This window comes from Mesorhizobium sp. M4B.F.Ca.ET.089.01.1.1 (assembly GCF_004022605.1).
Taxonomy (GTDB): Bacteria; Pseudomonadota; Alphaproteobacteria; order Rhizobiales; family Rhizobiaceae; genus Mesorhizobium; species Mesorhizobium abyssinicae.
In genome coordinates this window covers 1-26,952 of the sequence record NZ_RZOS01000034.1, presented here as the reverse complement: position 1 = coordinate 26,952, position 26,952 = coordinate 1, and the positions used below count along the sequence as shown (strand labels likewise).

The window sequence follows — 26,952 nt, the reverse complement described above, 5'->3', positions numbered from 1 at the left end:
AACCGATAGAGCTTGCGGTCGGCTTGCGTGCGCGGGCCGCGCACGGCCGGACCCTTGCGGCGGTTGAGCAAGCGGAACTGGATGCCTGCCGCATCGGCGATGCGGCCCATCAGCCCGTCCATGGCGTCGATCTCGCGCACCAGGTGGCCCTTGCCGAGGCCGCCGATCGCCGGATTGCAGGACATGACGCCGATTGTGTCGAAACGCAGGGTCACCAGCGCCGTCCTGGCGCCCGCGCGTGCGGCGGCGCTGGCCGCCTCGCAACCGGCATGGCCGCCGCCCACCACAACCACATCATAGTGATCGTTCATCTTTTTCGAGTCCAAAATCCTGAAGTTGCCCGGAGAGATGTCCCCGCGAGGCTTCGCTGTCAAGGATGCAACACCGACTCGTTTCACGTGAAACAATGCGACTGCGGTGCTAGACCTAGTGTTTCACGTGAATCATCTGCGCCAAAGCCAGCCCGGCAATGTTTCACGTGAGTCATTTACCGATGCAGAACTGCGAAAAGATGACGTCGAGCATGTCTTCCACATCGACCGCGCCGGTGATTCGTCCGAGTCGGTCCGAGGCCAGGCGAAGCTCTTCGGCGCGCAACTCCTGGCCTCGCTCGTGCCCGGCCAGCGCCGTTCGCAGGTGATCATTTGCATCCTTGAGCAATTCGACATGGCGCAAGCGCGACGGCAGCACGTCGCCGATCTCGCCAACAGAAGCTGCGGCGCGACGGCCGACCTCCGCCAGCAGATCGGACAGCCCGGTGCCAGTCCTGATCGAGATCACCACGTCATAGAGTTGCGCGCGATCAACAAGCAGTTCACCCGCAACCAGGTCCGCCTTTGCCCCGATCCTCAGCAGCGGCGCATCGGACGGCACCGCGCCAGGATCGACGGGCAACGCCATATCCTCCAGCAGCAGCAGAAGGTCGGCGCCGCCCGCCTTGGCCCGCGCCTTCTCGATGCCGATCGCCTCCACCTTGCCGGGCGCCGCGCGCAGGCCGGCCGTATCGGTGACCCGGACTCGCATCCCTTCGAGGTCCAGCACCACTTCGAGCAGATCGCGCGTCGTGCCCGGCTCGTCCGTCACGATCGCCGCCTCCCGCTTGGCCAACGCATTGAAAAGGCTGGATTTCCCGGCATTCGGCGCGCCGAGGATGACGACCTCAAATCCGTCGCGGATGATCTCGGCGGCTCGGAACCCGTCGACGTGGCGATCGATCTCGCCGATCAAAGCCCGCACATCCGACCAGACCGCGTCCGAAACGGATCCCGGCACGTCATCCTCTTCGGCAAAGTCGATCTCCGCCTCGATCATCGCCCGCGCATGGATCAGCCGCCGCCGCCATTCGGCGTATAGCTCGCTCTGCGCCCCCTCGGCATTGCGCACGGCAAAACGCCGCTGCGCCTCGGTCTCGGCATTGACGAGATCGGCCAGTGCTTCGGTCTCGACCAGGTCGAGCCTGCCGTTGAGAAAGGCGCGGCGCGTGAATTCGCCGGGCTCCGCATGCCTGACACCTTCAAAACCGGCGATGGTCTCCAGCATCTTCGCCGCCACGGCGCGGCCGCCATGCACCTGGAACTCGGCGACGTCCTCTCCGGTGAAGCTGCCCGGTCCGGGGAAGAAGAGAACGACGCCGTGGTCAATCACCGATCCGTCCGTCGCGATGAGCTTGCGATAGGCGGCGGCGCGCTCCTTGACCATGCCGCCGGCGATCGTTTCGACCACGAATCGAGTCTTGGGGCCGGAAATGCGGATGACCGCGATGCCGGCCGGCAAGCGGCCGCTGGACAAGGCAACAATCGAATCGCTCAAAATCATTTGCCCGCTCTACCGAACCGCCCTAGCTTCCCGCGCAACTCTGTTAACCGAGCTTGCCGTCGTGACCTTGCCCGCGCAAAACCTGCTGGCCGAAGAAGCCAGCCCCTATCTCCAGCAGCACAGCGACAATCCGGTGCATTGGCGCGGCTGGTCGCCGGCGGCGCTCGCCGAAGCCAGGGAGCGCGGACGCCCGATCCTGCTCTCGATCGGCTACGCCGCTTGCCACTGGTGCCATGTCATGGCGCATGAAAGCTTCGAGAACGAGGCCGTGGCCGCCGTCATGAACCGGCTGTTCGTCAATATCAAGGTCGATCGCGAGGAGCGGCCCGACATCGACCAGATCTATATGGCGGCGCTGCATGCGATGGGCGAGCAGGGCGGCTGGCCGCTGACCATGTTCCTGACGCCGGACGGCAAGCCATTCTGGGGCGGCACCTATTTTCCGCGCGAGGCCCGCTACGGCCGGCCAGGCTTCATCCAGGTGATGGAGGCGGTCGACAAGGCATGGCGGGAGAAGCAGGAAAGCCTCGGCCAGAGCGCCGACGGCCTGACCAGCCATGTCGAGGCGCGGCTGGCGGGAAGCCATGGCAAGGCCGTGCTCGACCGCGACACGCTCGGCGATCTGGCCGGCCGTATCGACGGCATGATCGACCGCGATCTCGGCGGCCTGCGCGGCGCGCCGAAATTCCCCAACGCGCCGTTCATGCAGTCGCTCTGGCTGTCCTGGTTGCGCGACCGCGCCGCTTCGCACCGCGATGCCGTGCTGCTCAGCCTCGAGAAGATGCTGGCCGGCGGCATTTATGATCATGTCGGCGGGGGATTGAGCCGCTATTCCACCGACGCCGAATGGCTGGTGCCGCATTTCGAGAAGATGCTCTACGACAACGCCCAGCTCCTGCGCATGTGCAATTGGGCCTTTGCCGCCACCGGCAATGATTTGTTCCGGATACGAATCGAAGACACGGTCGCCTGGCTACTGCGCGAGATGCTGGTCGACGGCGGCGGCTTCGCCGCCAGCCTCGATGCCGACAGCGACGGCGAGGAAGGGCTGTTCTACACCTGGAACCGAGCCGAGGTCGAAGCCGTGCTTGGCGAGGATTCCGCCTCGTTTTTCGAATACTTCGACCTAGTCGCCCCACATGGTTGGGAAGGCAAGCCGATCATCCGCCAAACCGCCGACCAGCAAAAGCAAAGCATCGTCGACCATGCCTTGCTGGTGCCGTTGAAGCAGAAGCTCCTGGCCGCCAGGGAACGGCGCGTCAGGCCCGGCCGCGACGGCAAGGCGCTGACCGACTGGAACGGCCTGATGATCGCCGCGCTTGCCGAAGCCGGCCGTGCCCTGCAGCGGCCCGACTGGATCGAGGCCGCAGCGCGGGCCTTCGCCCACATCGTCGAAGCGAGCCATGACGGCCGCCTGCCGCACTCAATGCTCGGCGCCAGGAAACTGTTCCCGGCGCTGTCGAGCGACTATGCCGCCATGACGAACGCCGCCGTCGCACTGTTCGAGGCCACCGGCGAAACGGCCTATGTCGATCGCGCCAGGCATTTCATCGGGCAACTCGACCATTGGCACCAGGATGCCGACCAGACCGGCTACTATCTGACGGCCTCCGACAGCGCCGATGTCCCGATCCGCATCCGCGGCGACGTCGACGAAGCGATCCCGTCCGCCACCGCCCAGATCATCGAGGCGCTGGTGCGGCTGGCGTCGGTCACCGGCGGTCTCGATCTTCAGGAAAAAGCCTGGACGACCGCCGAGCACGCCATGGGCCGCGCCGCCCAGCAGGCCTATGGCCAGGCCGGCATCGTCAATGCCTGCGCGCTGGCTCTCGAGCCCCTGAAACTTGTGCTGATCGACCATCCAGAGAGGCCAAGCCTCGTTCCGGTTGCGAATCGGAATCCCGACCCGCGCCGGGTGGATATTGTCGTGCCGGTCGGTACGGAAGCGAATCGACCGGCCTTGCCGGGTGGGGTGGTGCCACCCACCGAAAAGCCGGGCGCCTGGCTGTGCACCGGGCAGGCTTGCCTGCCGGTGGCTACCGATCCGGAGGAGTTGGAGAGGCTGCTGCGGCGAGGGTAGTCGGAAGCGGCCTACGAAGCGTTTCTCAGCTGGCTCGCAGCTTCAAGCGCTGGCGCTGCGCCAACTCCTGCGATTGGCTGCCAACGACCGAGAGATTTCCTGACGAAGGCGAGGGGAGTTCCCCCCGCTATGCGGACCGACCCTCCCCACAAGGGGGAGGATAGCCCAATCACGTATTCATCGAATCGAAGAAGTCGGCGTTGGTCTTGGTCTGCTTGAGCTTGTCGATGAGGAATTCGATCGCGTCGGTCGTTCCCATCGGCGCCAGGATGCGGCGCAGCACAAAGATCTTCTGCAGGTCCGCGCGCGGCACCAGCAGGTCTTCCTTGCGGGTGCCGGACTTGAGGATGTCCATGGCCGGGTAGATGCGCTTGTCGGCCACCTTGCGGTCGAGCTGGATTTCGCAGTTGCCGGTGCCCTTGAACTCTTCGAAGATGACTTCGTCCATGCGGCTGCCGGTATCGATCAGCGCGGTGGCGATGATGGTCAGCGAGCCGCCTTCCTCGATGTTGCGGGCGGCGCCGAAGAAGCGCTTCGGGCGCTGCAGCGCGTTGGCGTCGACACCGCCGGTCAGCACCTTGCCGGATGACGGCACGACGGTGTTGTAGGCGCGGCCGAGGCGGGTGATCGAATCGAGCAGGATGACGACGTCGCGGCCATGCTCGACCAGGCGCTTCGCCTTCTCGATCACCATTTCGGCGACCTGGACGTGGCGGGCGGCCGGCTCGTCGAAGGTCGAGGAGATCACCTCGCCCTTCACCGAGCGCTGCATGTCGGTCACTTCTTCCGGCCGCTCGTCGATCAGAAGCACGATCAGATAGCATTCCGGATGGTTGGCGGTGATCGAGTGGGCGATGTTCTGCATCAGCACCGTCTTACCGGTGCGCGGCTGCGCGTTGATCAGCGCGCGCTGGCCCTTGCCGATCGGCGCCACCAGGTCGATGACGCGCGGCGAGATGTCCTTCGAGGTCGAATTGTCGACCTCCATCTTCAGCCGCTTGGTTGGATAGAGCGGCGTCAGATTGTCGAAGTGGATCTTGTGCCGGATCTTTTCGGGATCGTCGAAATTGATGGTGTTGACCTTGAGCAGCGCGAAATAGCGCTCGCCCTCTTTCGGGCTGCGGATCGGTCCTTCGACGGTGTCGCCGGTCTTCAGCGAAAAGCGGCGAATCTGCGAGGGCGAGATGTAGATATCGTCGGGACCTGGCAGGTAGTTGGCATTGGCCGAGCGCAGGAAGCCGAAGCCGTCCTGCAGCACCTCGACGACGCCGTCGCCGATGATCTCGATGTCCTGGGCGGCGAGCTTCTTCAGGATCGCGAACATCAGCTCCTGCTTGCGCATGACGCTGGCGTTCTCCACCTCGAGCGATTCGGCATAAGCGATCAGCTCTGGCGGCTTCTTGTTCTTGAACTCAGTGAGTTTCATTTCTTGCATTAGATGGACTCTGGGTAGGCTTTGGGGAGAAAAATCGGCTGGATGCGACAAATGCCGGGCGCGGCCGAAAGCGAAAAAATGGGGCGGCGCATGACGGGAAGGAAGACCCGTCTTTTATCGTCGCTCGTCTGAAAGAGCAAGCCGCCTTTTGCGCCGTCGCGGGAAGCTTCAGAACGGCTTCACGACGACCAGGATGACGATGACGATCAGCAGCAATGTGGGGATCTCATTGACGATCCGCCAGTGGCGCGCCGGCTTTTCATTCTTGTCCTCGGCGAATTTGCGCACCGCCCCGGCGAGATAGCCATGCAGCCCCGACAAAACGAGGACCAGCGCTATCTTGGCGTGCAGCCAGCCGCCATGGAAAGCAAAGCCCTTCCATGCCAGCCAGAGCCCGAACACCCAGGTCGCGATCATCGCCGGATTGATGATGGCTCTGAGCAGCCGGCGCTCCATAACCTTGAAGGTTTCCGACTGCGCCGATCCCTTCTCGGCATCGGCATGATAGACGAAGAGCCGGGGCAGATAGAGCATGCCGGCCATCCACGAGATGACGGCGATGACATGGATGGCCTTGGCCCACAGGTAGAAGCCGTCGGACGCCACGAAGTAAAGCAGCGCGGTCGCGACGACCAGAGCGGCGATGCCAATCACCATGCGCTTCATCGCCTGGCCGGTGCTGTTGGTATTGTCAGCCATCAGCGCGTCGCGCTCCGCACCTGTTTCACCATCGCCTCGACATGCGCGATCGGCGTCTCCGGCGTGATGCCGTGTCCGAGGTTGAAGATCAGCGGCCCGCCGCCCAGCCTCCTCAGGATCGCGTCCACGCCGTCGGCCAGCGCCTTGCCGCCGGCCACCAACCGAAGCGGATCGAGATTGCCCTGCACGGCGCCGCCAAGCTGCAATTCCTTCGCCATCGAGAGCGGCACCGTCCAGTCGAGGCCAAGCCCGGTGATGCCGGTCTTGGAGCGATAGTCGCGATAGCGCTCGCCGGCGCCTTTCGGAAAACCGATGACCGGAACATCAGGGTGGACCGCCTTCACTTGCCTCGCGATCTCGGCCACCGGCTCGACGCAGAAAGCCTGGAAGGAAGGCTCGTCCAAAACACCGGACCAGGAATCGAAGATCTGCACCACATCGGCGCCGGCTTCGATCTGGCGGATGAGATAAGCGGCCGAATGATCGGCCAGCACTTTCAACAGCCGTGCGAAGGCCTCCGGCTCGCGATAGGCGAAAAGCCGCGCCGGCGCCTGGTCCGGCGTGCCCTGGCCGGCAATCATATAGGTCGCCACCGTCCACGGCGCGCCGCAGAAGCCGATCAGCGTCGTCTCGTCAGGCAGTTTGGCGCGCAGCCGGCGGACGGTCTCGTAGACCGGTTCGAGATTCACGTGAAACAAATCGCCAGTGAGGCCCGCAATCTCCGAAGCCGAGATCGGCGTCAGCATCGGCCCGCGGCCCTCCTCGAAGCGGACGTCTCGGCCGAGCGCGTTGGGCACCACAAGGATATCTGAGAACAGGATCGAGGCATCGAAGCCGAAGCGCGCGATCGGCTGCAGCGTCACTTCCACCGCAAGGTCCGGATCGTAGCAGAGATCGAGGAAGGAGCCGGCGCGCTTCCGGGTCTCTCTATACTCCGGCAGATAGCGGCCGGCCTGGCGCATCATCCAGATGGGCGGGGGAAAGACAGGCTCGCCCCTCAAAACGTCCAGCATGATCCGTTTTCCAGGCATTCAGCGTCGCCTCTCGAGGGTCCTCTTAAATCAAATATCTATTTTAAAAGAGTCTTCTGATTCTAAGAGTCTGTTGGTTGTGGTGGTTGCGACCTGTCCAGCCTGCCGCCCGAAAAGGCCAGTCAGCATATTGTCGCGCGGTCCCGATCGCGATTTGGAGGGTTCTGGGGAAGAACCGGAATTCCCCTTACGAGTCAACAGCTTGGCCTTTCGCTTCCAAACTTCGGGCTGTGGATGAAATCGGCCAAGAAAAGTTGATCCCCAGTTTTGTCCCCAGCGCCCCGACAAAGCCTACAGCAGGGCGAATTGTGGACAACCCACCATCTGATACAGTCGCTCTCGCCGCCATCGCGTCTTTGTCCGATCTTGTCCACAACTACCCACAGCCTGGAACCCGCGCCTGTGAACAAACCCCAGAGCTTCTTTCACCTGCACCTGATTTCCGACGCCACCGGCGAGACGCTGCTGGCGGCCGGCCGCGCCGCCTCCGCGCAATACAAGGATGCGCGCGCCATCGAGCACATCTACCCGCTGATCCGCACCGAAAAGCAGGTGGCCAAGGTGTTCGAGGATATCGAGGAAGAACCCGGCATCATCCTCTACACCGTCGTCGACCAGAAGCTCGCCCGCGGCATCGACGAGCGTTGCGCGGCGATGGGCCTGCCTTGCGTCTCGGTGCTCGAGCCGGTGCTTGCCGTCTTCCAGTCCTATCTCGGCACCCCGGCCGGCCGCCGTGTCGGCGCCCAGCACGTCCTCGACGCCGAATATTTCCGCCGCATCGATGCGCTGAACTTCACCATGGAGCACGATGACGGACAGCTACCCGCCAACATGGACGATGCCGACATCGTGCTGATCGGCATCTCGCGCACCTCCAAGACGCCGACCAGCATCTATCTCGCCAACCGCGGCATCAAGACCGCCAACATCCCGATCGTGCTCGGCGTGCCGGTGCCGGAAAGCCTGGTCAACGCCAGGACGCCATTGATCGTCGGCCTGGTCGCCACCGCCGAGCGCATCTCGCATGTTCGCCAGAACCGCATCCTCGGCAACACCAGCACCTATGTGCCGTCCGACTATGTCGACCGCGCCGCGATCAACGAGGAGCTCGCCTACGCCCGCCAGATCTGCACAAGGCATGGCTGGCCGATGATCGATGTCTCCCGCCGTTCGATCGAGGAAACGGCGGCGGCGATCGTTGCCCTGCGAGGGAAGTCGAGATAGAGGAGCAAAGAAACTAGTTTTGCGAGTCACCTTGGCGGAGGTCGGCGCCGCCCCTCACCTGCCTGCCGGCATCCTCTCCCCGTATAGGGACGGGGAGAGGGGCGCTGGTGTCTATGGTTTCGCCAATCGCCAGCGCTGCTGGAAAGAGCGCCTGCGCTGAAGCTGGCCCTTTCTCCCCGTCTCTATACGGGGAGAAATGTCCGGCAGGACAATGAGGGGCGGCGCCAACTCTACGATAGCAAGGCTTTGCATACACCAACCGTCCCCTGTCCGCGTCCGAGCACAAAATGACCGAGAAAATCATCCTTGCCTCCGGCAGTCCGTTCCGCAAGGCGATGCTGGTCAATGCCGGCGTCGAGATCGAGGCGGTGCCGGCCGAGGTCGACGAGCGCGCGCTCGAGGCGCCGCTCAAGGATAGCGGCGTGTCGCCGGAGGACGTCGCGCTGGTGCTTGCCGAGGCCAAGGCCACCGACGTCAGCGAACGCCGGCCGGGCGCGCTGGTGCTCGGCTGCGACCAGACGCTGTCGCTCGGCGACGAGGTGTTCCACAAGCCGGCCGACATGGAAGGCGCGCGCCGCCATCTGCTCGCGCTATCCGGCAAGACCCATCAGCTCAACAGCGCCGCCGTGCTTGCCCGCGACGGCGAGGTGCTGTGGCGGCATGTCGGTGTCGCCAGCCTCACCATGCGCAAGCTCGACCCTGCCTTCATCGGCCGGCATCTGGCGCGCGTCGGCGCCATGGCATTGTCGAGCGTCGGCGCCTACCAGATCGAGGGCGAAGGCATCCAGCTCTTCGAAAGAATCGAAGGCGATTATTTCACCATCGTCGGCCTGCCGCTGTTGTCGGTGCTGAAAGAATTGCGCGCGCTGGGGGCGATCGATGGCTGAGAAGAGGGCCTTCGTCACCGGCCACCCGATCGCGCATTCGCGCTCGCCGAAAATCCATGGCCACTGGCTGGCCAGATACGGCATCGACGGCAGCTACCGGGCCATCGATGTCGCCCCCGACGATTTCGCCGCCTTCCTCAACGGGCTGCGGGACAACGGTTTCCAGGGCGGCAATGTCACCATCCCGCACAAGGAGGCGGCCTTCGCGCTGGTCGAGCGCCGCGACGAGGCGGCGGAAGCGATCGGCGCCGTCAACACGCTTTGGTTCGAGGACGGGAAATTGTGGGGCGGCAACACCGACGCCCACGGCTTTGCCGCCAATCTCGACGACTACGCGCCGGGCTGGGCAGCGAATGGCCCGGCCGTGGTGCTTGGCGCCGGCGGCGCGTCGCGCGCCGTCATCCATGCGCTGAAAGAGCGCGGCGTCGGCGACATCCGCATCGTTAACCGCACGCTGGCGCGGGCCGAGGAGCTCAGCCATCGCTTCGGCGCCGGCGTTTCCGCGCATCGCGCCGACGCTGTCGGCGACCTGCTCGCCGATGCCGGCCTGCTCGTCAACACGACGGCACTTGGTATGCATGGCAATGAAGGACTGTCCGCCGATCCGGCCGGCCTGCCGGACCATGCCATCGTCACCGACATCGTCTATGTGCCGCTGGAGACGCCGCTGCTCGCCGCCGCCCGTGGGCGCGGCCTGTGGACGGTCGATGGGCTCGGCATGCTGCTGCATCAGGCGGTGCCCGGTTTCGAACGCTGGTTCGGCACGCGGCCCGAGGTCACCGCCGAGCTCAGGCGGATGATCATTGCCGACATCGAAGCCCATTGATGAGGCGCCGGATATGATCGTGCTTGGCCTCACCGGATCGATCGGCATGGGCAAGTCGACGACGGCGAAGATGTTTGCCGAGGCCGGCGTGCCGGTGCACGATTCCGACGAGACGGTGCATCGCCTCTATGCCGGCAAGGCCGCGCCGCTGGTCGAGGCCGCCTTTCCCGGCACCACAGATGCGGGTGTCGTCGACCGCGCCAGGCTCGGCGCCCGGGTGCTCGGCGACGCCGTCGCGCTGAAGCGACTGGAAGCGATCATCCATCCGCTGGTCCGCGCCGATGCCGACGCTTTCCTTGCCAGGCACCGCGCCGCTGGCGCGCCGCTCGCCGTGCTCGACATTCCCTTGCTGTTCGAGACCGGCGGCCGCGACCGCGTCGACAAGGTCGTGGTCGTCACCGCCCCGGCCGAGGTGCAGCGCGCGCGCGTGCTGGCGCGTCCCGGCATGAGCGAGGCGAAGCTGGCGGCGATCCTCGCCAAGCAGGTGCCCGACGCCGACAAGCGGCGCCAGGCCGATTTCATCGTCGACACCGGCCAGGGCTTTGACGCCGCGCGCGCCGCGGTCGCGGCCATCATCGCCGAATTGGCGGGGGATAAGTCGGGCAAGGACGCTTCCTGACGCCTGCTGTCAGCAGTCCCCATTGCCATTTGTTCCGTTGGATGATTCTGCTCGTTCAGAGTGGACTGATTCGATGCGCGAGATCATTTTCGATACGGAAACCACCGGCCTCGACATGCGCGAAGACCGCATCATCGAGCTCGGCGGCGTCGAGCTGGTCAACCGCTTCCCGACCGGCCGCACCTTCCACAGATTCATCAACCCGCAGGGACGGGCGGTTCATGCCGAGGCGCAGGCCGTGCATGGCATCAGCGCCGCCGACCTGGTCGGGAAGCCGATCTTTTCGGAAATCGCCGAGGAGTGGCTGGCCTTCACCGACGGCGCCAAGCTGATCGCCCACAACGCCAATTTCGACATCGGCTTCCTCAATCTGGAATTCGGCCGGCTCGGCCATCCCGCCATCGATGTCGGCCGCGTCGTCGACACGCTGGCGCTGGCGCGCCGCAAGCACCCGATGGGCCCAAACTCGCTGGACGCGCTCTGCCGCCGCTACGGCATCGACAATGGTCACCGCACCAAGCACGGCGCGCTGCTCGATTCCGAATTGCTGGCCGAGGTCTATATCGAGCTCATCGGCGGCAAGCAGGCGGCGCTGATCCTCGATGCGGTGGCGGTGCAGATGAACGGCGCCGGCGAGGTGGCCGACATCGACATCTCCATCGGCGCGCGGCCGATCGCCTTGCCGCCGCGTCTCACCGAGGCCGAGCGCGCCGCGCATGCCGGCCTGGTGCGCACGCTCGGCGAAAAGGCGCTGTGGCTGAAGGTGGAAGCCGAAGCCGGGGCGGCACAGAACTAGCACCGTCCCGCCGGCATCTCATGCAAAAAGCCCGGCGCGGGGCCGGGCTTTTCGATACCAAATAAAGAGCGGATCAGCTCACCTGGACCTTGGCCGCCGCCTGGTCCTCGGCCAGCTTCTGCTGGAACATCTGCGCGAAGTCGATCGGGTCGAGCATCAGCGGCGGGAAGCCGCCATTGCGGGTGGCTTCGGCGATGATCTGGCGGGCGAACGGGAACAGCAGCCGCGGGCATTCGATGAACAGGATCGGCAGCATGTGTTCCTGCGGGAAGCCGCTGATAGCGAAGACGCCGCCATAGACCAGCTCGACGTTGAACAGCACTTCCTGGTCGAAGGAGGCCTTGGCGTTCAGCGTCAGGTTGACGTCGAACTGCTTGTCCGAGAGCGGATTGGCGTTGACGTTGACATTGATGGCGATGCCGGGAGCCTTGTCGCGGCCGCGCAGCGAATTCGGCGCGCCGGGGCTCTCGAAGGACAGGTCCTTCACATATTGGGCGAGTACGTTGAGTGTCGGCTGCGCGTTGCCGTTGCCGTTGGCGGCGCCGGTCGGCGCGTCGTCTTTGCTGGCCATGAGCCTTTGTCCTTTTGCCTGGGCAGCCTTGCTGACCGGATTGAAACCGGGGGTTCGCTACCATGGTCGGCATGACAAGACAAGGTTTGCCGCCTCGGCGCGGGATCACAGTTGCGACCGATCTCCGTCGCAGATTCCTGACGGCCAACCTTGAGACACTTGACCGGAAATTGTCTAGTCGTCCTTGAGGCGGCGCCAGGGCGAATTGTGGTCGGGGCCGCGGGTGTAATCGTCGCCGCGCGAATAGTCGCTGTCGTCGAGATCGATCGTCTTGCCGCGCGGCCGCGCCTGGAAGCCGGCGCTGAAGCTGGTCGCCAGCACGATGCGGCTTTTCAGCATCCGCCAGGCGAGGTCCCGCACCGGCGGCAACAATAGCAGGATGGCGAGGATGTCGGTGATGAAGCCGGGAATGATCAAGAGGATCGCCGCCAGCACGATCATCGCGCCATGCGCGAGCTGGCTGCTCGGATCGCGCCCGGCATCCATTTCCGCCCGCACTCGTGCCATCACGCCGAAACCCTGGTGTCGCAGCAACAGGCTGCCGGCAATCGAGGAGGCCAGCACCAGGCCGACTGTCGCCAGCGCGCCGACCTGGCGGCCGACGACGACGAAGCCGGCGATTTCCAGAAGCGGCAGCGCCAGGACGAACAAGGGGAGCAGTGAAATACGCAATTCCTGGCCGATCGTTTCCATGTTTTCCCGGCCAGCGTGCAATCGCCGCTGGCACCGGACCCGTTAGATAGGTATGCCTGCCTTTGATTTGAATGATTGCGCCTAGCGTTCTATATGCTTTGAGTGTTGAACGCTATGCGACCGCGGCCCGATGCTGGCCGGCGGTCCGGCCAGGACAGGGATCGAATTGGCGGAAGATATGGGATTCTTCGACTTCGGCACGATTTTCTTTCTGATTGCGGCGGTTGTGATCTTTTTCCAGCTGCGCAACGTGCTGGGTCGTCGCACGGGCAGCGAGCGCCCGCCCTTCGACCCCTATTCGGCGAGCCGCACCCGCGAGCAGGATGCCGGCCAGAAGGCCGAGAATGTCGTCTCGCTGCCGCGCAAGCGGGCGCCTGGGGAGCCGGCCGTCGACGCCTATGCCGAGATCGACGCCTTCGCCAAGCCCGACACCGATCTCAACAAGGGTCTGAGGACGATCAAGGACAACGATGCGTCTTTCGACCCCAAGGGCTTCGTCGATGGCGCCAAGATGGCTTACGAGATGATCGTCATGGCCTACGCCGATGGCGACCGCAAGACGCTCAAGAACCTTCTCTCGCGCGAGGTCTTTGACGGCTTCGTCGCCGCGATCGGCGAGCGCGAGGCGAAGGCGGAGAAGATCCAGTCCTCCTTCGTCGGCATCGACAAGGCCGATATCGTCGCCGCCGAGATGAAGGGGGGCGAGGCGCACATCACGCTGCGCATCGTCAGCGAGCTGATTTCGGCGACCCGCGACAAGGCCGGCGCCGTCATCGACGGTGACCCCGAAACCGTCGCCGAGGTCAAGGATGTCTGGACCTTCGCCCGCGACACGCGCTCGCGCGATCCGAACTGGAAGCTCGTCGCCACCGAAGAAGAAGATTGAGCCCGGGCGGCGGCGGTGTCGCTCTCTTCCCTTTTCAGCGAAAAATCCTTTGGCGCACTGCCCGGCTGGGGTGAGGACGACCACCGCGCCGCCTTTGCCGCCTTTCGCCGCTCGGCCTTCCATGTCCTGACCAAGCCCTACCGCAGCGGCTCGCTGGGCGTCGGCTTCGAGGCCTTTGCCGGGGCTTATCAGGAGGCGCGGGCTGTTTCGCTGCCGAATCGAGCGGAAGCCCGGACCTTCTTCGAACGCCATTTCGTTCCCGCCCATGTCGCCGCCGAACACGGCGGCGCCGGCCTCGTCACCGGCTTCTACGAGCCGGAGGTCGAGGCCTCGCCGGTGCGGACGGACCGTTTCACGGTGCCGCTGCTGTCACGCCCGGCCGATCTGATCGACGTCCAGGACGCCAACCGGCCGGATGGCATGGATCCCTATCTCGCCTTCGCCCGCGAGACAGGGGATGGGCTGGCCGAATATTTCGACCGCTGCGCCATCGAGCGCGGCGCGCTTGCCGGCAATGGGCTGGAGATTGCCTGGCTCGCCGACAAGGTCGACGCCTTCTTCATCCATGTGCAGGGCGCTGCGCGGCTGAAGATGACCGACGGCCGGCTCTGCCGCGTCACCTACGCCGCCAAGTCCGGCCAGCGTTTCACCGGGCCTGGCAAGATCCTGAGCGAGCTCGGCGAGATCCCGCTGGCCAAGGTGACGATGCAGTCGATCCGCGCCTGGTTCAGGGCGCACCCGGATCGCGTCGACGAGATCCTCTGGCAGAACCGCTCCTATATCTTCTTCCGCGAGGCGGCGGTCGACGATGCGGCGCTCGGTCCGATCGCCGCCGCCAAGGTGCCGCTGACGCCGGGCCGTTCGGTTGCCGTCGACCGGCTGCTGCACACATTCGGCACGCCCTTCTACATCGACGCGCCGACGCTCGCCGCTTTCGGCGACGGGCCGTTCCGGCGGCTCATGATCGCGCAGGACACTGGCTCGGCCATCACCGGCCCGGCGCGCGGCGACCTGTTCGCCGGCTCGGGCGACGCCGCTGGCGAGATCGCCGGCGTCGTCCGCAACGCCGCCGATTTTTATGCGCTGATCCCACGCCAGCTCGTTTCGGGGGTGGTTTTATGACCCGCCGTATCGACAGGCTGAGCGAAGACGACCGCGTCCTGTGGAACCTGGTGGCGCGTACCGCCAAGCCGCTCAAGGGCAAGGCCGCCGTCGACGTCGCCGATTTCAGCGTCGAGCCGAAACCGGCGCCGACGCCTGCTCCCGTCAACGGCGCTCCATCCGTCGCGGCAAAGCCCAGGACCCAGCATGTCTCGCATGCGCTGGACGACCAGACCCTGAACAAGCTGTCGAAGGGCCGCTTGCCGCTCGAAGGCCGCGTCGACCTGCACGGCATGACCCAGGACGAGGCCTACTCGCTGCTGTTTTCATTCCTGCACCGGGCCCATGCCGGCGGCATCCGCTATGTGCTGGTCATCACCGGCAAGGGCTCCTCGTCCGGCGGCGACGGCGTGCTGCGGCGTTCGGTTCCGGCCTGGCTGTCGACGCCCGCCTTCCGGCCGCTGGTCTCCAGCCACGACCATGCCGCGCGCAACCATGGCGGCTCCGGCGCGCTCTATGTCCGCTTGCGCCGGACCCGCACATGAAAACCCGCACATGAGAGCGCTGGCATGACACCGTTCGGCGAGAAGCTGCGCGCGCTGCGCGCCGAGCGCGGCCTCAGCCAGAAGGCGATGGCCGAGGCGATCGGCGTCAGCGCCGCCTACCTGTCGGCGCTTGAACATGGCCGCCGCGGCGCCCCGACCTGGACGCTGATCCAGAAGATCATCGGCTATTTCAACGTCATCTGGGACGATGCCGAGGAACTCGCGCGCCTCGCCGAGGCTTCGCATCCGCGGGTGCGGATTGACACGTCGGGCCTGACGCCCGCCGCCACCGAACTCGCCAATCTCCTGGCTGAAAACATCGAGAAGCTGGACGAGGCGGAGCTTCGCCGGATCACGGCTTCGGTCCGCGCGGCCCTTGGCCGGCGGACGTGATGCGCGGCGCGAATTGCTCCGGCGCCGGCATCGGCTTCACATGAGGCGATGCCCGCTGGCCGGTAGCCAGCGGGCATGTTGCGAGATCACTTCGCGCCGGTCTGGCCGCCGCGACCGCCATGGTTGTCATGGTCGCCATGCTCGTGTCCGCCGCCCAGGCAGCTCGAATCGCTGGTGCCGCAACAACGGCCGCTCCACAGGGCGTTGGTCTTGGTCTCGGCACAGCTGACGGTCTGGTCCGCCAGCGCGGATCCGGCCATGGACGAGACCGCGACAGCGGCGAGAAGGGCATTTCGCAGAAAAGCAGTCATTTGAAGTCTCCAGGGTTGGTTTCTGTACGCGGCTGTGTGTCGCCGGCAGAGACCGTCTGGTTCACGGATGACTGCAAAAAGTTGGAAGGGCGGCGCGGGACGCGGCCAGCAAGTCTCATTTGACGTTGGCGCTGCCCCTCATCCGCCTGCCGGCACCTTCTCCCCGTATAGCGACGGGGAGAAGGGAGCTGGCCGCTACGTTGGGGCAATTTTGCAATGCGGTGCGCGCAGCGTCCCCGTCACTATACGGGGAGAAATGCCCGGCAGGGCAATGAGGGCGGCGCCAACCTATGATGTAAAAGCAGCCAAGGGCGGTACCAGCCCGCCTCAACGCTTGGAATGCAGACTCGATCGTCGGTTACTGCACCGCGCCGACCAGCACCTGCTGGCCGCCGCGGATCGACACCCAGCGTCCGGTGTTGTCGATCGCCTGCCGCTTGAGGAAGCGGTAGCCGGTCTCGTCCCAGGCCTTGACCTTGTCGTTCAGGTTGTCGAGCACGTAGTCGCCCTCGTCGGTGCGCACCGTCAGCACCGCATGGCCTTCGCCGTCGGGCTTGCGCACGACGGTGATCAGCAGGTCCGCCAGCGACACGCCCATGCGGTAGAGCTGGCGGCGCTTTTCGAGCACATAGTCCTCGCAGTCGCCGACGCCCTTGTCGGGATAGGCCCAGACCTCGTCCTTGCCGTAGATGTCGTAGTCGCTCATCGGCTTGACGGCGGCGTTGACCTTGGCGGTGATGCTGACGAGCTTGCGCAGGAACGCATCGGTCATCTTGGCCGGCGCCAGATTGCTCGGGCGGATCGAGCATTCGCCCGGATTGGCCTTGCAGAAATCGTAATGTCCGATCGGCTGCGAAGTCAGCCCTCCGGTCATCATCGCTCCCGCCGCGAATGCGGGCGCCGCCCACAATCCCGAAATCGCCAGCCCTGCGACCGCACACAAGCGCAGCGTCCGTGCCATCGGTGAGGAAATCATAGTCCCCGTTCGCCCTTGTTGTTAACGAAACGTTAAGGGCGATTTACAGTCCGTGTCAATTACGAGTCTGGCCTGATTGGCGGCATGGTTACTTCCGCGATCCTGACAGCGGCACTTGTGCAACAGCGGGATCCGGATATGCCGAAAGCCGCCGTCGCGGCGGCCCGACCTTGCGGTCTTGCTCAGCCCTTGGCCGAGCGCACCAGCTTGGGCTTTGCCGCGACGCGGGTCTGGCGGCCGTAGCTGGTGATGAAGTCGACGATGCGCGGCACGATTTCGGAGCGGAAGCGCGAGCCGTTGAAGACGCCGTAATGGCCGACCGCCGGCTGCATGTAGTGGGCCTGCCGGTCGGCCGGGATGTTGACGCACAGATCGTGCGCGGCCTGGGTCTGGCCGAGGCCGGAAATGTCGTCGTTCTCGCCCTCGACAGTAAACAGCGCGACGTTGCGGATCGCCGAGGTGTCGACGGCCTCGCCGCGATGCATCATCTCGCCCTTGGGCAGGGCATGGCGCACGAACACGGTGTCGACCGTCTGCAGGTAGAACTCCGCCGTCAGGTCCATCACCGCCAGATATTCGTCGTAGAAGTCGCGGTGCTTCTCGGCATTGTCGCCGTCATGCTTCACCAGGTGCATGAAGAAGTCCTTGTGGGCGATTATGTGGCGGTCGAGGTTCATGCTCATGAAGCCCGAGAGCTGCAGGAAGCCGGGATAGACCTCGCGGCCGAAGCCGGGCACCGGCCACGGCGCCTGCATGATGACGTTGTCGCGGAACCAGCCGCTGCCCTTTTCCTCGGCCAGCAAATTGACCGCCGTCGGATTGCGGCGGGTGTCGATCGGCCCGCCCATCAGCGTCATCGTCGAGGGCACGAACGGGTCGCCGCGCTTTTCCATCAGCGCAACCGCAGCCAGCACCGGCACCGAGGGCTGGCACACCGCCATCACATGGGTGTCGGGACCGAGCGCATGGAACATCTCGATGATGTAGTCGATATAGTCGTCGAGATCGAAGCGGCCGTCGGCCAGCGGCACCATGCGGGCATCGACCCAGTCGGTGATGTGCACGTCGGCATAGGGCAGCATCGCCTCCACCGTGCCGCGCAGCAGCGTCGCGTAGTGGCCCGACATCGGCGCCACGATCAAAAGCTTCGGATCGGGCTTGCGGCCAGCGGGGACGGCCCGCTCGAAACGGATCAGGTTGCAGAAAGGCTTCGACCACACGGTCTTTTCGCTGACGTCGACGCTCTTCCAGTCGACGACGGTCTTGTCGAGGCCGAATTGCGGCTTGCCGTAGCGGCGCGTCGTGCGCTCGAACAGTTCGGCGGTTGCCGCCACCGAGCGGCCCCAGGGCGTGTGCGCGATCGGATTGAGCGGGTTGGTGTAGAACATCTTCACCGCGTCGGCATAGACGCGGGCCGGCTGCAGCGCGGCGTGGTTCAATTCGTAGAGCTGGTAGTACATCGAGAAGACCCCGCTGCTGCTGCGACCCAAGGACGACGTGCAGCGCCGAGCCTCAAATGTCTCGCGGCGAGGTTAACAAGATATTGTTGCGATGCAATACGTCATGTCGAGTGATCAATGGTTCTTTCGGCCAAAGCGTTGAGAATCCGCCTTGGCGGGCGGCAGCCGGCTCACTGTGCGCTGCGGAAGTGTGCAGGAAATATGTCCGGCCCTCTGGCCGGACATGTCAGACATATCACACGCGCGCCATGCAAACGGCGGTGTGACCCGAACCGATGAAGCCGAGCTGGCTGGCTGCGCCCTTCGACAGATCGAGCACGCGCCCCTTGATGAACGGGCCGCGGTCGTTGATGCGCACCACGACGCTGCGACCGTTGTTCTTGTTGGTCACCTTGAGCTTGGTGCCGAAGGGCAAGGTGCGGTGCGCGGCGGTCAGCGCCGACGGGTTCATGCGTTCGCCGGAAGCGGTGCGCGAGTGCAGCGCGTACCAGGAGGCGCGGCCGCATTGCGCGGCGGCGGAGGAGGCGGAGGCGCCGACCATCAGGCCAGCCGCTACCGTTACCGCGACAAGCGCGGTTTGCTTTGTCTTCATCATCTTTGGGGAATGGCTCCGTTTGGACAGACCCCAGCCGTTAGGAAGCAATTAAGGCAGGAAATGCGGCCGCCATCTGGCGGTTCCATGGCAACGGCACACGTTTGGAGTCGCCGGGAAACAGTTTGTCATGAGTCTTCCCGGCTTGCGCGGCGTATTCTCGATGATCATTCGCACCGGTTTTCTGGTTGTGTCTGGCTGGATCGGGCATCAATACGCAAGTACAGACGGGCGCGATTGGATCGCTTCCTTCCGCTCTTTCATTGCCGCCGTGACTGAGTCGACGATCGACTTGCGAAGGGAATCCCACCGATGCGATTGATGCGGTTTGTGCTGGCGCTGATCGTGCTCGCGATCGGCCTGCTCTGGTCCCTTCAGGGCCTCGGTCTTGTCCGGGGCAGCTTCATGACCGGCCAGACGCATTGGCTCTATATCGGAATACTGACGATGCTGGTAGGATTGCTCGGGCTCGGCTGGGCCAGCCGCTCGCGCATCTGAGGCGCCTCCCGCGGGGCGCCATCTGCCCTCTCCCGGTTCGGCGGCCGCACCATGGAATTTCATTCCTCCACTCGCCCTCCGATTGGCACGATCTATCTTCTTTCCGGCAGCGATCGGCTGGAAAAGACGCTAGGTTTTCACCCATGGAGCTTTTTGCATGAGCGAGCCCGGAAAAGCCGACAGTGCCGTTTCCCGCCTGCGTCCGCCCTATGCGTCCGTGCTCGACCTCATCGGCCAGACGCCGATCGTCGAGCTGACCAAGTTCGACACCGGCAGATGCCGGCTGTTCGTCAAGCTCGAAAGCCAGAATCCCGGCGGCTCGATCAAGGACCGCATCGCGCTGTCGATGATCGCCGCCGCCGAGCGGCAGGGCAAGCTCAGGCCCGGCGGCACCATCGTCGAGGCGACCGCCGGCAATACCGGTCTCGGTCTTGCCCAGGTCGGCATTCCCAAGGGCTACCGCATCATCCTCGTCGTCCCCGACAAGATGTCGCGCGAAAAAATCCAGCATCTGCGCGCGCTCGGCGCCGAGGTGCGCATGACGCGCTCCGACGTCGGCAAGGGCCATCCCGAATACTACCAGGACATGGCCGAGAAGATCGCCGCCGAAACCCCCGGCGCCTTCTACGCCAACCAGTTCGCCAATCCCGCCAACCCGCTGGCGCATGAGACCACGACCGGCCCGGAAATCCTCGCCCAGCTCGACGGCGACGTCGACGCGGCGGTGGTCGGCGTCGGCTCCGGCGGCACGCTGACCGGGCTCGGCCGCTATTTCGCGAAACATTCGCCGAAGACCGAGATGGTGCTGGCCGACCCGGTCGGCTCGGTGCTGGCGCCGCTGATCAAGACCGGCAAGATGGAGGAGGCCGGCAGCTGGACCGTCGAAGGCATCGGCGAGGATTTCGTGCCGCCCAATGCCGACCTGTCGCTGGTCAGGAAGGCCTATTCCATCCCCGACAAGCAGAGCATGCTGGCGGTGCGCGATCTGCTCTCCCGCGAAGGCATCCTCGCCGGTTCGTCCTCCGGCACGCTGTTGTCGGCCGCGCTGCGCTACTGCCGCGAGCAGACGGTGCCGAAACGCGTCGTCACCTTCGTCTGCGACAGCGGCAACAAGTATCTGTCGAAGGTGTTCGACGATTTCTGGCTGGCCGAGCAGGGCCTCGCCGAGCAGGAGCAGCACGGCGACCTGCGCGATCTCGTCATGCGCTCGCACCGCACCGGCGACACGGTCTGGGTCGGGCCGGAGGAAAGCCTGCTCAATGCCTATGGCCGCATGCGCCGCTCCGATGTCTCGCAACTGCCGGTGCTCGACGACGGCAAGCTGGTCGGCATCGTCGACGAAGGCGACATACTCGCCAAGGTCGACGGCCCCTATGACGGCCGCTGGGACCGCTTCAACGGCCCGGTGCGCACGGCCATGACCTCCAATCTGCACACGCTGCAGGCCAGCCAGACGCTCGATGCGCTGTTGCCTGTCTTCGACCGTAACGAGGTCGCCATCGTCTTCGATGGCGAGGAATTCATCGGCCTGATAACCCGTATCGACCTGATCAACCATCTGAGGCGTCGCGCAAGATGACGAGCAATGCAACGGGCAAGAACCGCCTGGCCTTTTCGACCCGCACCATCCATGGCGGCCAGAGCCACGACCCGACGACCGGCGCGGTGATGGTGCCGATCTACGCCACCTCCACCTACGGCCAGCAGTCGCCCGGCGTGCACAAGGGTTTCGAATACGCCCGCAGCCAGAACCCGACCCGCTTCGCCTTCGAGCGCGCCGTGGCCGATCTCGAAAGCGGCACCAGAGCCTTCGCCTTCGCCTCCGGCCTGGCCTCGATCTCGACCGTGCTGGAACTGCTCGATGCCGGCGCCCATATCGTCGCCACCGACGACATCTATGGCGGCACGTTTCGCTTGCTGGAACGGGTGCGCAAGCGCTCGGCCGGGCTGCAGGTCAGCTTCGCCGACTTCACCGACCTCACCGCCATCGAGGCCGCCATCCGCCCCGAGACAAAACTGCTCTGGGTCGAGACGCCGACCAATCCGCTGCTGCGCATCGTCGACCTCGAAGCGGTGGCGGCGTTGGCAAAGCGCAAGGGCCTGCTCACCGTCGCCGACAACACTTTTTGCAGCCCCTACATCCAGCGGCCGCTCGAGCTCGGCATCGACATCGTCGTGCATTCGACGACGAAATATTTGAACGGCCACTCCGACATGGTCGGCGGCGTTGCGGTGGTCGGCGACAACCAGGATTTGGCCGACCGGCTGAAATTCCTGCAGAACGCCATCGGCGCCATCTCCGGCCCGTTCGACTCCTTTCTGGCGCTGCGCGGCATCAAGACCCTGGCGCTGCGGATGGAGCGGCATTCGGCGAACGGCCTGAAGATCGCCGAGTGGCTGGAAAGTCGTAACGATGTGCGCCGCGTCATCTATCCCGGCCTCGCCAGCCACCCGCAGCACGAAATCGCCAAACGCCAGATGCACGCCTTCGGCGGCATGATCTCGGTCGAGCTCGACCGCGATCTGGCGGGGACAAAGCGCTTCCTCGAACGCACGCAGCTGTTCACCCTGGCCGAAAGCCTCGGCGGCGTCGAGAGCCTGATCGAGCATCCCGCGCTGATGACGCACGGCTCGATCCCGGCGGAGAAGCGCGGCGCGATCGGGATATCGGATTCGCTGGTCAGGCTCTCGGCCGGCATCGAGGACGGCGATGATTTGATCGCGGATCTGGAGCAGGCGTTGAGGGGCTGACATAGTCATCGCGGTGATCCTTCGCGCCCCTCTCTGTCCTGCCGGACATCTCCCCCACGAGGGGGGAGATTGGCAGCTTCGGCGTTTCGCTCGTCCTACGGCGGAGGCGATTGGCGAAAGTCGGCGCGCCGTCTGATCTCCCCCCAAGTGGGGGAGATGGCCGGCAGGCCAGAGGGGGGCGCTGTCCCGCCGACATCTCGGTATGTGTGCCATTGCGGAGCGCAATCCACGCTCTAAACTGCCTCCCGCTTTGCGATCTCCGGAGGCGTCATGCGCGTGATCGTGCTGGGCAGTGGCGTGGTTGGCGTCACCACCGCCTATCAGCTGCAGAAGGACGGCCATGAGGTGGCGCTCATCGAGCGCCAGCCTCAGGTCGCCGCCGAGACGAGCTGGGGCAATGCCGGCATGATCGCGCCCGGCCATTCGTTCGTCTGGTCGTCGCCGAAAGCGCCGATGATCCTTTTGAAATCGCTGGTGCTGAAGGACCAGGCGCTACGCTTCAGGATATCGGCCGATCCCAGGCTCTACAGCTGGTCGTGGCTCTTCCTGATGGAATGCACGGCGGAAAAGGCCAGGCGCAACACACTGCTCAAGCATCGCCTTGCCGCCTATTCGCAGAGCGTGCTGCGCGAGGTCGTCGCCGACGAGCAAATAGACTATGACCGCAACGATCGCGGCATCCTCTACTTCCACCGCAGCCAGCAGGCGCTGGACAAGGGTGTCGAGCATATGAAGCTTTTGGAGTCCGACGGGCAGGAGATCAGGCTGCTGGATCGCGAGGGCGTCGTGGCACTCGATCCGTCGCTGGCCTCGGCGCGGGAAAAGATCGCCGGCGGCATCTATTGCCCGACCGATGAGACCGGCGATCCGGCGAAGTTCACCCGGGCACTGGCGGCGAAGATCGCCGGGCGCGGCGGCGAAATCCGCACCGGCACCACCGTCACCGGCATCGAGACCTCGGGCGATGCCGTCGCGCAGGTGCGGACCGACAAGGGCGCCTTCAAGGGCGATGCCTATGTGCTGGCGCTCGGCTCCTACAGCCCGCTGCTGGCCAAAACCATCGGCATCAGCCTGCCGATCTATCCGATCAAGGGCTATTCCCTGACCATCCCGGTCGGCAACCGCCCGGCGCCGCCGACCATCGCTTCAGTCGACGAGCACAATCTGGTCGCCATTTCGCGCTTCGGCGACCGCCTGCGCGTTACCGCAACGGCCGAGTTCGCCGGCTACGACACCAGCCACAGACCGGCCGACTTCGCCTTCATGAAAGGCGTGACCGAGGAGCTCTACCCGGAAGGCGCCGATTACGACCGCGCAGAGATGTGGGCGGGCTTGCGGCCGATGACGCCGAACAACCTGCCGGAGTTCGGACAGCGGCGTCTGCGCAACCTCTACCTCAACACCGGCCACGGCCATATCGGCTGGACCATGTCGCACGGCTCGGCCCGCATCACCGCCGACCTGATCGCCGGCCGCAAGCCGGCGATTTCGATGGATGGACTTTTGAACTGAGAGCATGATCCCGCAAGCCTGACCTCTGGGACCGGGATTGCCAAGAAAGGGAACGCCATGTCCGCCAACCCAGCCGCCGCGCCCCTCGCCGCTTCGGGACCTGTCGATCTCGGCGTCCTGCCATCGGAGATCGACGGCGGCCTCGCCTCGCGCGCCGCGATCGGGCTGGCGATCCTCGCCACCGACCAGACGCTGGAGCATGAGTTCCGCGCGCTGGTGCGCATTCCCGGTGTCGCCTTCTACGAGGCACGGCTCTTCAACGACAACGACATCACGCCCGAAACGCTGCGCGCCATCGGCCCGCGCATCGCGCCGACTGTCGACCTGATCCTGCCCAGCATCCCGCTCGACGTCGTCGGCTTCGGCTGCACCTCGGCGACGATGACGCTCGGCGAGGAAGCCGTGTTCGCCGAGATCCGCAAGGCCGGGGGTGGCCTGCACCACGCCGGTCACCGGCGCGCTCGCCGCCTTCAAGGCGCTCGGCGCCAGAGGCATCGGCCTGCTGACGCCTTACGCGCCCGAGATCAACCGCGGCCTCGTCGCCTATTTCAGCGGGCGCGGCCTGGACATCGCGGCCGTCGCCACCTTCGACCGGCGCGACGACCGCGAGGCCGCCCGCATCTCGCTGGCCTCGATCGAGGCGGCGGCCGAGCGCATGGCCGCCGTGCCCGGCGTCGACGCCATCTTCATCTCCTGCACCAGCCTGCGCGTCGCCGAGGCGGTGGCGGGGCTGGAGCAGCGCATCGGCATTCCCGTCACCTCTTCCAACCACGCCATGGCCTGGCACTGCCTGCGGCTCGCCGGCATCGATGACATCGTGCCGGCCGGCGGCCGGCTGTTTGCCTTGCCGATCAGTTGATCCGGTTGGCCGACCTGAGCATTGGCGCCAACAGCGTCCAGCGGTCTTGTCGACACGAACTTTCGCGCCACGGCAGACCGTTCGAAGTTCGCGAGTTAACGGATTCGGAAGGGGTTGTTTAACGCTTCGCTACTATCTCCCGCCTCGGGAGGCACGACAGAGTGAGCGCGATGAACGACGACCCCGAAAAACGCAGCGAATGGCGCGCCATTTTTTACGTGCAGGCGCGCGTCGCCTTGCTGTTCGTTCCGGTCGTCGCCAGCCTGCTTATCATCGCGGCCCTTGCCGGCAACGAACGCAAATCCGTTCCCGACGCCATTGACCGGACCGTCACGAGCTCCGTGAAATAGCGCAGCCGTCCTAGATGCCTGGCGATGCGCCGCCTCAAACAAACTTCGGGATCGGCCCGTTCTGCGGTGTCGTATCATCGCCGAGGTCGATGAACACCTCGTCGACATAGCACCATGCCCAGCCTTCCGGCGGGTCGTAGCCCTCGATGACCGGATGGCTGGTGGCGTGAAAATGCTTGGTGGCGTGGCGGTTGGGCGAGTCGTCGCAGCAGCCGACATGGCCGCAGGTGCGGCAGAGCCTGAGATGCACCCACCACGATCCGCTCTTCAGGCACTCCTCGCAGCCGAGCGCGCTCGGCGTGACTTGCCTGATGTCGCTCGTGTGCCGGCATTCGTCCATTACGATCTCCTCGCCTGTTCGGATTGAGCGCCGCCGCCGTTCTGAGCAAGATAGGCATGCAGCGCCGCCACCACCTGGGCGCCTTCACCGACGGCGGCGGCGACGCGCTTGATCGAGCCGCATCGAACGTCGCCGATGGCAAACACGCCGCTGCGGCTCGTCTCCATCAGGCCATGTCCCTGCGCCACCTCTGGTCCGGTGCGGACAAAACCCTTGGCGTCGAGCGCCACGTTGCATTTCGCCAGCCAGTCCGTGTTGGGGTCGGCGCCGATGAACAGGAAGAGATGGCGGATGGTTCGCGTCGTCTCGGTGCCAGTCGCGCGGTTACGCCAGCGCACCCGCTCGAGGTTGCTCTCGCGGCCTTCCAGCGCAACGATCTCGGTCTCGGCCAGCACCTCGATGTTCGGCTGCGCCTCGATGCGCTCGACCAGATAGCGCGACATGGTCTCGTTGAGGCTGCCGCGGCGCGCCAGCAGCGTCACCTTGCCCACCTGGCTGGCCAGGAAGACCGCCGCCTGGCCGGCCGAATTGCCGGCGCCGACCAGCGCCACCTCCTGATCCCGGCAAAGCCGCGCCTCGATCGGCGACGCCCAATAGTGCACCGACGTGCCCTCGAACTGCGCCAGATTGGCCACATCGAGGCGGCGGTAGCGTGCGCCGCTGGCGATCACCACCGTGCGCGTGTGCACCGTCTCGCCATCGCCGACATCGAGCGCGTAGCCGGACAGGTCGCCTCCACCGCTGAGCAGCTTCGCCTCGTCGGGGATCACCATTTCGACGCCGAACTTCTGCGCCTGGTTGTAGGCGCGCGCCATCAGCGCCATGCCGGTGATGCCGGTCGGGAAGCCGAGATAGTTCTCGATGCGCGCCGACGCCCCCGCCTGCCCGCCAAAGGCGCGGCAGTCGAGCACGATCGTCGACAGCCCTTCGGAGGCCGCATAGACCGCCGCGGCCAGCCCGGCGGGTCCGGCGCCGACGATCGCCACGTCGTAGACCTTGCTGGCATCGACGGGCCGCAGCAGGCCGACGCAGCGCGCGAGTTCGTGATCGCCCGGATTGTGCAGCAGCTTGCCGTTCGGACAGAGCACGATCGGCAGGTGATGCGGATCGACATGGAAACGCTCGGTCAGCGTCCTGGCGCAGGGGTCGGTCTCGGAATCGAGCGCGCGATGCGGCAGGCCGCTGCGGGTGAGAAAGCCCTGCAGCCTCAGCACGTCGCCATTGCCGGGAGGGCCGATGATGATCGGCCCGCTGATGCCGCTCTCCAGCAGCCCGACGCGGCGCAGGATCAGCGCCCGCATGATCCGCTCGCCGAGGTTCGCCTCCTGCACCATCAGATCGCGCAGCCGCTGCGAGGGGATGACGATGGCCTCGACCGGTTCGGTGGCTTCCGCATTGATCAGCGACGGCCGGCTCGAGAGCTGCGCCAGCTCGCCGATGAAGTTGCCGGCGCCGTAGGAGATGATCGCCTCGCGCGGCCCCAGCCCGCCGGCCTGCGTGATCTCGACCTTGCCGGACAGGATGACGATCAGGCCGGGCGACACCTCGCCGGCCGTAACGATCTGCTCGCCGGCAGCATAAGAACTCGCCGTACCGAAGCGGCGCATGCGTTCGATGTCCGCTTCCGCCAGGACAGGGAACATCTGGTCACGGCGGGCGGCGATGGTCGGGCTGACGGAGGGGGCCATGGGGCGGACCGTAG

At 65.3% G+C, this 26,952-nt stretch carries 30 protein-coding genes; 16 read left to right on the top strand and 14 right to left on the bottom strand.

The window, feature by feature from the left end; all coding sequences use genetic code 11:
- Together EN780_RS05995 and mnmE are read right to left on the bottom strand one after the other, a co-directional pair.
- A partial coding sequence (locus EN780_RS05995) for an FAD-dependent oxidoreductase (protein WP_128272585.1) occupies positions 1-311 on the bottom strand: 311 nt, incomplete at its 3' end.
- Between the two features lie 172 nt (positions 312-483).
- Positions 484-1,815 carry a tRNA uridine-5-carboxymethylaminomethyl(34) synthesis GTPase MnmE gene (gene mnmE, locus EN780_RS05990; protein ID WP_127391002.1) on the bottom strand — a complete coding sequence of 444 codons (1,332 nt, stop codon included), beginning with the start codon at positions 1,813-1,815 and terminating at the stop codon, positions 484-486.
- Positions 1,816-1,876: 61 nt separating this feature from the next.
- Here mnmE and EN780_RS05985 point away from each other — a divergent pair, with 61 nt between their 5' ends.
- Positions 1,877-3,895: a thioredoxin domain-containing protein gene (locus tag EN780_RS05985; protein WP_128272583.1), complete on the top strand. Its 2,019-nt coding sequence runs from the start codon at positions 1,877-1,879 to the stop codon at positions 3,893-3,895.
- Between the two features lie 169 nt (positions 3,896-4,064).
- Here EN780_RS05985 and rho read toward each other — a convergent pair whose 3' ends face one another.
- From rho to hemE, 3 genes are all read right to left on the bottom strand, one after another.
- Entirely contained in the window at positions 4,065-5,330 is a 1,266-nt protein-coding gene (rho, locus tag EN780_RS05980; protein WP_127284079.1) for a transcription termination factor Rho, read from the bottom strand.
- 168 nt (positions 5,331-5,498) lie between these two features.
- A complete protein-coding gene (gene hemJ / locus EN780_RS05975) occupies positions 5,499-6,029 on the bottom strand; it encodes a protoporphyrinogen oxidase HemJ (protein WP_126057325.1) in 531 nt (176 codons plus the stop codon).
- On the bottom strand, positions 6,029-7,060 hold the full coding sequence (hemE, locus tag EN780_RS05970; RefSeq protein ID WP_127391000.1) for a uroporphyrinogen decarboxylase: 1,032 nt from the start codon (positions 7,058-7,060) through the stop codon (positions 6,029-6,031). The genes hemJ and hemE overlap by 1 nt, the downstream gene beginning before the upstream one ends.
- 402 nt (positions 7,061-7,462) lie before the next feature.
- Here hemE and EN780_RS05965 point away from each other — a divergent pair, with 402 nt between their 5' ends.
- The 5 genes from EN780_RS05965 to dnaQ all read left to right on the top strand — a co-directional run bounded on the left by EN780_RS05965 (position 7,463) and on the right by dnaQ (position 11,412).
- A complete protein-coding gene (locus tag EN780_RS05965; protein ID WP_127390999.1) occupies positions 7,463-8,284 on the top strand; it encodes a pyruvate, water dikinase regulatory protein in 822 nt (273 codons plus the stop codon).
- A 287-nt stretch (positions 8,285-8,571) separates the two neighbouring features.
- Positions 8,572-9,171: a Maf-like protein gene (locus EN780_RS05955; RefSeq protein ID WP_127390998.1), complete on the top strand. Its 600-nt coding sequence runs from the start codon at positions 8,572-8,574 to the stop codon at positions 9,169-9,171.
- The gene (locus EN780_RS05950; RefSeq protein WP_127390997.1) at positions 9,164-9,997 is read left to right on the top strand and encodes a shikimate dehydrogenase; all 834 of its coding nucleotides are present in this window, start codon (positions 9,164-9,166) and stop codon (positions 9,995-9,997) included. Before EN780_RS05955 ends, EN780_RS05950 begins: the two co-directional genes overlap by 8 nt.
- Positions 9,998-10,010: 13 nt before the next feature.
- Positions 10,011-10,616 (top strand): dephospho-CoA kinase, encoded by a 606-nt coding sequence (coaE, locus tag EN780_RS05945; RefSeq protein WP_127390996.1) that lies wholly within the window; start codon positions 10,011-10,013, stop codon positions 10,614-10,616.
- A gap of 73 nt (positions 10,617-10,689) precedes the next feature.
- A complete protein-coding gene (gene dnaQ, locus EN780_RS05940; protein WP_127287128.1) occupies positions 10,690-11,412 on the top strand; it encodes a DNA polymerase III subunit epsilon in 723 nt (240 codons plus the stop codon).
- A gap of 73 nt (positions 11,413-11,485) precedes the next feature.
- On the opposite strand, the gene secB is transcribed toward dnaQ, so the two are convergent.
- On the bottom strand, positions 11,486-11,983 hold the full coding sequence (secB, locus tag EN780_RS05935) for a protein-export chaperone SecB (protein ID WP_126057318.1): 498 nt from the start codon (positions 11,981-11,983) through the stop codon (positions 11,486-11,488).
- A 174-nt stretch (positions 11,984-12,157) separates the two neighbouring features.
- Complete coding sequence (locus EN780_RS05930) at positions 12,158-12,655, bottom strand: FxsA family protein (RefSeq protein ID WP_127309284.1); 498 nt, start codon at positions 12,653-12,655, stop codon at positions 12,158-12,160.
- Positions 12,656-12,854: 199 nt separating this feature from the next.
- On the opposite strand from EN780_RS05930, the gene EN780_RS05925 reads away from it, so the two are divergent.
- Genes EN780_RS05925 through EN780_RS05910 form a run of 4 tightly spaced genes read left to right on the top strand, consistent with a single transcriptional unit; the run spans position 12,855 to position 15,601 of the window.
- Positions 12,855-13,562, top strand: coding sequence for a Tim44/TimA family putative adaptor protein (locus EN780_RS05925; protein ID WP_127309275.1), 708 nt, complete (start codon positions 12,855-12,857; stop codon positions 13,560-13,562).
- A 15-nt stretch (positions 13,563-13,577) separates the two neighbouring features.
- Positions 13,578-14,684: a murein transglycosylase A gene (locus EN780_RS05920; protein ID WP_127390995.1), complete on the top strand. Its 1,107-nt coding sequence runs from the start codon at positions 13,578-13,580 to the stop codon at positions 14,682-14,684.
- A complete protein-coding gene (locus EN780_RS05915; protein ID WP_127390994.1) occupies positions 14,681-15,208 on the top strand; it encodes a Smr/MutS family protein in 528 nt (175 codons plus the stop codon). The genes EN780_RS05920 and EN780_RS05915 overlap by 4 nt, the downstream gene beginning before the upstream one ends.
- Before the next feature lie 24 nt (positions 15,209-15,232).
- On the top strand, positions 15,233-15,601 hold the full coding sequence (locus EN780_RS05910; protein WP_126057313.1) for a helix-turn-helix transcriptional regulator: 369 nt from the start codon (positions 15,233-15,235) through the stop codon (positions 15,599-15,601).
- 86 nt (positions 15,602-15,687) lie between these two features.
- Here EN780_RS05910 and EN780_RS05905 read toward each other — a convergent pair whose 3' ends face one another.
- The 4 genes from EN780_RS05905 to EN780_RS05885 all read right to left on the bottom strand — a co-directional run bounded on the left by EN780_RS05905 (position 15,688) and on the right by EN780_RS05885 (position 18,943).
- Positions 15,688-15,912 carry a hypothetical protein gene (locus EN780_RS05905; RefSeq protein ID WP_127284873.1) on the bottom strand — a complete coding sequence of 75 codons (225 nt, stop codon included), beginning with the start codon at positions 15,910-15,912 and terminating at the stop codon, positions 15,688-15,690.
- A gap of 358 nt (positions 15,913-16,270) precedes the next feature.
- The gene (locus tag EN780_RS05895) at positions 16,271-16,888 is read right to left on the bottom strand and encodes a transglutaminase-like cysteine peptidase (protein WP_127284872.1); all 618 of its coding nucleotides are present in this window, start codon (positions 16,886-16,888) and stop codon (positions 16,271-16,273) included.
- A 182-nt stretch (positions 16,889-17,070) separates the two neighbouring features.
- The gene (locus tag EN780_RS05890) at positions 17,071-18,348 is read right to left on the bottom strand and encodes a polyhydroxyalkanoate depolymerase (protein ID WP_127391007.1); all 1,278 of its coding nucleotides are present in this window, start codon (positions 18,346-18,348) and stop codon (positions 17,071-17,073) included.
- A gap of 235 nt (positions 18,349-18,583) precedes the next feature.
- Complete coding sequence (locus EN780_RS05885; protein WP_127284871.1) at positions 18,584-18,943, bottom strand: septal ring lytic transglycosylase RlpA family protein; 360 nt, start codon at positions 18,941-18,943, stop codon at positions 18,584-18,586.
- A 309-nt stretch (positions 18,944-19,252) separates the two neighbouring features.
- Between EN780_RS05885 and EN780_RS05880 the strand changes: the two genes are divergently transcribed.
- The 4 genes from EN780_RS05880 (at position 19,253) to EN780_RS05860 (ending at position 23,701) form a co-directional block, all read left to right on the top strand.
- Positions 19,253-19,438: a hypothetical protein gene (locus tag EN780_RS05880; RefSeq protein WP_127284870.1), complete on the top strand. Its 186-nt coding sequence runs from the start codon at positions 19,253-19,255 to the stop codon at positions 19,436-19,438.
- Between the two features lie 157 nt (positions 19,439-19,595).
- A complete protein-coding gene (locus EN780_RS05875) occupies positions 19,596-21,017 on the top strand; it encodes a pyridoxal-phosphate dependent enzyme (protein ID WP_127390992.1) in 1,422 nt (473 codons plus the stop codon).
- Positions 21,014-22,189 carry a cystathionine gamma-synthase gene (locus EN780_RS05870; protein WP_127390991.1) on the top strand — a complete coding sequence of 392 codons (1,176 nt, stop codon included), beginning with the start codon at positions 21,014-21,016 and terminating at the stop codon, positions 22,187-22,189. Before EN780_RS05875 ends, EN780_RS05870 begins: the two co-directional genes overlap by 4 nt.
- Before the next feature lie 270 nt (positions 22,190-22,459).
- Entirely contained in the window at positions 22,460-23,701 is a 1,242-nt protein-coding gene (locus EN780_RS05860; protein ID WP_127390990.1) for a D-amino acid dehydrogenase, read from the top strand.
- Between the two features lie 239 nt (positions 23,702-23,940).
- Here the strand turns inward: EN780_RS05860 and EN780_RS40435 are convergent, their stop codons facing one another.
- A complete protein-coding gene (locus EN780_RS40435; RefSeq protein WP_245499887.1) occupies positions 23,941-24,123 on the bottom strand; it encodes a hypothetical protein in 183 nt (60 codons plus the stop codon).
- 8 nt (positions 24,124-24,131) lie between these two features.
- Between EN780_RS40435 and EN780_RS40430 the strand changes: the two genes are divergently transcribed.
- Positions 24,132-24,560 (top strand): hypothetical protein, encoded by a 429-nt coding sequence (locus EN780_RS40430; RefSeq protein WP_245499886.1) that lies wholly within the window; start codon positions 24,132-24,134, stop codon positions 24,558-24,560.
- Positions 24,561-24,730: 170 nt separating this feature from the next.
- On the top strand, positions 24,731-24,910 hold the full coding sequence (locus EN780_RS05850; protein WP_127391006.1) for a hypothetical protein: 180 nt from the start codon (positions 24,731-24,733) through the stop codon (positions 24,908-24,910).
- A 34-nt stretch (positions 24,911-24,944) separates the two neighbouring features.
- Here EN780_RS05850 and EN780_RS05845 read toward each other — a convergent pair whose 3' ends face one another.
- Both EN780_RS05845 and EN780_RS05840 read right to left on the bottom strand, forming a co-directional pair.
- Positions 24,945-25,250: a UBP-type zinc finger domain-containing protein gene (locus tag EN780_RS05845; protein WP_127390988.1), complete on the bottom strand. Its 306-nt coding sequence runs from the start codon at positions 25,248-25,250 to the stop codon at positions 24,945-24,947.
- A complete protein-coding gene (locus EN780_RS05840) occupies positions 25,250-26,938 on the bottom strand; it encodes an FAD-dependent oxidoreductase (RefSeq protein WP_127390987.1) in 1,689 nt (562 codons plus the stop codon). Before EN780_RS05840 ends, EN780_RS05845 begins: the two co-directional genes overlap by 1 nt.
- Between the last annotated feature and the right edge of the window lie 14 nt (positions 26,939-26,952).